Annotated in this window: 4 protein-coding genes and 1 pseudogene; all 5 read left to right on the top strand. The window is 69.6% G+C overall.

Features of this window, described 5'->3' with window-relative positions; genetic code table 11:
- Nucleotides 1-328 (top strand): annotated as a pseudogene (locus tag ACFW2E_RS32710) (ATP-binding protein); the annotation flags it as partial.
- A gap of 122 nt (nt 329-450) precedes the next feature.
- Nucleotides 451-1,383, top strand: a complete 933-nt coding sequence (locus ACFW2E_RS32705) for a branched-chain amino acid ABC transporter permease (protein ID WP_384471249.1) — start codon at nt 451-453, stop codon at nt 1,381-1,383.
- A 5-nt stretch (nt 1,384-1,388) separates the two neighbouring features.
- A complete protein-coding gene (locus tag ACFW2E_RS32700) occupies nt 1,389-3,209 on the top strand; it encodes a branched-chain amino acid ABC transporter permease (protein ID WP_384471246.1) in 1,821 nt (606 codons plus the stop codon).
- Nucleotides 3,210-3,214: 5 nt separating this feature from the next.
- On the top strand, nt 3,215-4,126 hold the full coding sequence (locus ACFW2E_RS32695) for an ABC transporter ATP-binding protein (protein WP_384471243.1): 912 nt from the start codon (nt 3,215-3,217) through the stop codon (nt 4,124-4,126).
- Entirely contained in the window at nt 4,123-4,839 is a 717-nt protein-coding gene (locus ACFW2E_RS32690) for an ABC transporter ATP-binding protein (RefSeq protein ID WP_384471240.1), read from the top strand. The genes ACFW2E_RS32695 and ACFW2E_RS32690 overlap by 4 nt, the downstream gene beginning before the upstream one ends.
- Nucleotides 4,840-4,944: the final 105 nt, after the last annotated feature.

Raw genomic sequence — 4,944 nt, 5'->3', positions numbered from 1 at the left:
GCGCCACAGCGCGGTCCGCGGCACCATGGGCAAGCCCCAACTGCCCCGTCGTCGCGCCCAGGAGCACATCGCCCCGCAGTTGCGCGGCGGCCCCGCACCGCGCCAGGAACCCGAGCAGCACGCCGGTCACGACCCCGGTCTGATGGCGGCCTTCCAACGCGGCATCGGCCTCGCGGAGGCCCAGCAGCGCAGGGAGCCGATCCCCGCCGAGCCCGCGCCCCCCAGGCCGCTCTCCGCGGAACCGTCCCGCACGGAACCACCCCGCACGGAGCCGCCCCTCATGGGCCTACCAGCGATGGAACCCACCCGCAGGGACCCCGCCGGATGACGGCGATCTCCCCCCCCCCCCCCCCCCCCGCGTGGGGCGGGGGGCTGCTTCCCGCCGCCCCCCCGCGCGGACTCGCATCCGGTCACATCCGTCGAACTTTCCGAACGCTCGGAGGACATGCGGTGAACGAACTGCCGCAGCAGCTGGTCAACGGCCTGCTACTAGGATCCATGTACGGGCTGGTCGCCATCGGCTACACAATGGTCTATGGCATTGTCCAGCTCATCAACTTCGCCCACGGCGAGATATTCATGACCGGCGCGTTCGGCGCGCTCACGGTCTACGTCTACATCCTTCCCGACGGCACCTCCATGTGGGTGGCCCTGCCGCTGATGCTCATCGGCGCCATCCTGGTCGCCGTCACGGTCGCCGTCGGAGCGGAACGGTTCGCCTACCGCCCCCTGCGCAACGCCCCGCGCCTGGCCCCCCTCATCACCGCCATCGGCCTCTCCCTGGCCCTGCAGCAGGCGGTGTGGGCCTGGTACCCGCAGGCGAAGTCCGCCCGCACGTTCCCGAGCATCCCGGGCGGCCCCTTCGACATCGGCAACGTCACCATCCAGACCGGTGACGTCTTCCTGCTGATCGCCGCCCCGATCAGCATGGCGATCCTCGCCTACTTCGTCATGCGCACCCGCACCGGACGCGGCATGCAGGCCACCGCGCAGGACCCGGACACCGCGAAGCTGATGGGCATCAACACCGACCGCATCATCGTGATCGCGTTCGCCCTCGGTGCCACCTTCGCCGCCGTCGGCTCCGTCGCCTACGGCTTCAAGTACGGCCAGATCGACTTCCGTATGGGCTTCATCCTCGGTCTGAAGGCCTTCACCGCGGCCGTCCTCGGCGGCATCGGCAACATCTACGGCGCCATGCTCGGCGGCATCGTCCTCGGCGTCGCCGAGGCCCTGTCCACCGCCTACATCGGGGACATCCCCGGCATGGACAAGTTCGGCAGCCAGTCCTGGGCAGACGTCTGGGCGTTCGTACTCCTCATCCTCGTGCTGCTGTTCAGGCCCCAGGGTCTGCTCGGTGAGCGCGTGGCGGACAGGGCGTGACACCGATGACCACACAGACAGCAGCAGAGACCCCGAGCGCTCCCGCGGCCGCCCAGACCGGTCTGATCGGCATCCCGGCCCCGATCGGCCGGGCCCTCGCCACCGGTGGCGGCGTCCTCACCGTCGTCTCCACGTTCCTCGCCTGGACCTGGACCGCGGACTTCCCCGGTGACCTCACCGTCTACGGCTACCCGGGCGGCCTGCAGGTCCTCGTCCTGATCGGCGGCCTCCTCACCACCCTGTTCGGCCTGGCCTCGTACGGAGTCAAGGGCCTCGGCTGGCTGACGCCCGGCAGCGCCGACAGCGCGCTGAAGATGTCCGCGCTCGGCACCTTCGTCACCGCCTGGTACACCGTCATCGCGATCAGCGCCAAGCTGGGCGGACTGGTGAACCTGGAGGCCGGCGGTTTCGTCGTCGCCGTCGCCACGCTGGCCGCCCTGCTGGGTGCGCTGGCCCTGCCGTTCGAGCGTCCGGCCCCCGAGCTGACCGACCCGGACGACACCGGCTGGGAGCTGTTCCGCCACAAGTCCCGCCACAACTGGAACGTCTTCAAGGCGTCCTTCGCCGCCAAGGCCCCGGCCCCGGCCGACAAGCTGCCCGCCTACGCCGAGATCCTCGTCATCGTGGCAGCCATGGCCCTCGGTCTGATCGTCTTCACCTACGGCATCGGCACCGAGTACGACGAGCTGTTCATCGGCTTCCTCATCACGGCGGGCTTCGGCTTCGCCTCCCTCGCCAAGGCCGGGCTCGTGGCCCGGGTCTCGGCGGTCACCGCGCGGCACCGCACGGTGACCATGATCGGCGCCTTCGCCGCCGCCGCGGCCTTCCCGTTCACCCAGTCCGACGACCAGTACGCGACGATCGGCGTCTACATCCTGATCTTCGCCACCGTCGCGCTCGGCCTGAACATCGTCGTCGGCCTCGCCGGCCTCCTCGACCTCGGTTACGTCGCCTTCCTCGGTGTCGGCGCCTACACCGCCGCCCTGGTCTCCGGCTCGCCGTCCTCCCCGCTGCACGTGCAGTGGCCGTTCTGGGCCTCGGCGCTGCTCGGCGCTGCCGTCGCCATGGTCTTCGGTGTGCTCATCGGCGCCCCGACCCTGCGGCTGCGCGGTGACTACCTCGCCATCGTGACGCTCGGCTTCGGTGAGATCTTCCGTATCACCGTCCTCAACATGGACGGCACCTCGGGCCCGGACGTCACCAACGGCTCCAACGGCATCTCCTCGATCCCGAACCTGAACATCTTCGGCTTCGACTTCGGCCAGGAGCACTCCCTCTTCGGCGCCACCGTCGGCCGGTTCGCGAACTACTTCCTGCTGATGCTGCTCATCACGCTCATCGTGGTCGTGGTGTTCCGGCGCAGCAGCGACTCCCGCATCGGCCGCGCCTGGATCGCCATCCGCGAGGACGAGACCGCGGCGCTCGCCATGGGCATCAACGGCTTCCGGGTCAAGCTCATCGCGTTCGCCCTGGGTGCCTGCCTGGCCGGCCTCGCCGGCTCCGTCCAGGCCCACGTCACCTACACGGTGACCCCGGAGCAGTACCAGTTCGCCCACGTCGTCCCGCCCAACTCGGCCTTCCTGCTGGCCGCGGTGGTCCTCGGCGGCATGGGCACCATCGCCGGACCGCTGGTCGGCGCGGCCCTGCTCTACCTGATCCCGGCGAAGCTCCAGTTCCTGGGCGACTACCAGCTCTTCGCCTTCGGTGTCACGCTCGTGCTGCTGATGCGCTTCCGTCCCGAGGGCCTGATCCCCAACCGGCGCCGCCAGCTCGAATTCCACGAAGAGGCCGAAGCGCCCGCCGTCCTCACCAAGGCAGGGGCCTGACCACGATGACTACCGACACCACCACCCAGGACGCCGCCCCCGGCGCCTCCGCCCCCGGCGAGGTCGTGCTCGACGCCCGCGGCGTCACCATGCGCTTCGGCGGCCTGACGGCCGTGCGCAATGTCGACCTCACCGTCAACAGCGGCGAGATCGTCGGCCTGATCGGCCCCAACGGCGCCGGCAAGACGACCTTCTTCAACTGCCTCACCGGCCTGTACGTCCCCACCGAGGGCGAGGTCCGCTACAAGGGCAACGTCCTGCCGCCGAAGTCCTTCAAGGTCACCGCGGCCGGTATCGCCCGCACCTTCCAGAACATCCGTCTGTTCGCCAACATGACGGTTCTGGAGAACGTCCTCGTCGGCCGCCACACCCGCACCAAGGAAGGCCTCTGGTCCGCCCTGCTGCGCGGCCCCGGCTTCCACAAGGCCGAAGCGGCCTCCCGCGAACGCGCCATGGAACTCCTGGAGTTCGTGGGCCTGGAGAAGAAGGCCGAACACCTGGCCCGCAACCTGCCCTACGGCGAGCAGCGCAAGCTGGAGATCGCCCGCGCGCTGGCGAGCGAGCCCGGCCTGCTGCTCCTCGACGAGCCGACCGCGGGCATGAACCCGCAGGAGACCCGGGCCACCGAGGAACTGGTCTTCGCGATCCGCGACAGGGGCATCGCCGTCCTCGTCATCGAGCACGACATGCGCTTCATCTTCAACCTCTGCGACCGCGTCGCCGTCCTCGTCCAGGGCCAGAAGCTCGTCGAGGGCGACAGCGCGACCGTGCAGGGCGACGAGCGGGTCGTCGCCGCGTACCTCGGCGAGCCCTTCGAGAACGCTCCCGGCGACGAGGAGGTGGCCGAGGTGGAGGCCGCCGAGGCGCACGCCGAGACCACGACGGACGCCGCGCCCGGCAAGGAGAACGACCGATGACCGCACTGCTCGAAGTGGAGGACCTCCGGGTCGCCTACGGCAAGATCGAGGCCGTCAAGGGCATCTCCTTCAAGGTCGAGGCCGGCGAGGTGGTCACCCTGATCGGCACCAACGGTGCCGGCAAGACCACCACCCTGCGCACGCTGTCCGGTCTGCTCAAGCCGGTCGGCGGACAGATCAGGTTCAACGGCAAGTCGCTGAAGAAGGTCCCGGCCCACGACGTGGTCGCGCTGGGGCTCGCCCACTCCCCCGAGGGACGGCACATCTTCCCGCGCATGACCATCGAGGACAATCTGCGCCTCGGTGCCTTCCTGCGCAGCGACAGGCCGGGCATCGAGAAGGACATCCAGCGCGCCTACGACCTGTTCCCCATCCTCGGGGAGCGCAGGAAGCAGGCGGCCGGCACCCTCTCGGGCGGTGAGCAGCAGATGCTGGCGATGGGCCGGGCCCTGATGTCCCAGCCGAAGCTGCTCATGCTGGACGAGCCCTCGATGGGTCTCTCGCCGATCATGATGCAGAAGATCATGGCGACCATCGCGGAGCTGAAGTCGCAGGGAACAACGATTCTGCTGGTCGAGCAGAACGCCCAGGCGGCCCTGTCGCTGGCCGATCAGGGCCACGTCATGGAGGTCGGCAACATCGTTCTGTCGGGCAGTGGCCAGGACCTGCTGCACGACGAGTCCGTGCGCAAGGCCTACCTCGGCGAGGACTGATCGCCCGAAACGAAGAGGCCCGCGCCCGTTTCTCCGGGGGCGGGGGGGGGGTGGGGGTTTGGGGCGCGGCGCGGCTCCAGTCGGGTTTGCCCATGACCATCAGCG

Origin of the sequence: Streptomyces sp. NPDC058964 (assembly GCF_042741275.1) — a bacterium.
Classification (GTDB): Bacteria; Actinomycetota; Actinomycetes; order Streptomycetales; family Streptomycetaceae; genus Streptomyces.
The sequence above is the reverse complement of the archived record's forward strand: the minus strand, read 5'-3'. Positions and strand labels throughout refer to the sequence as shown.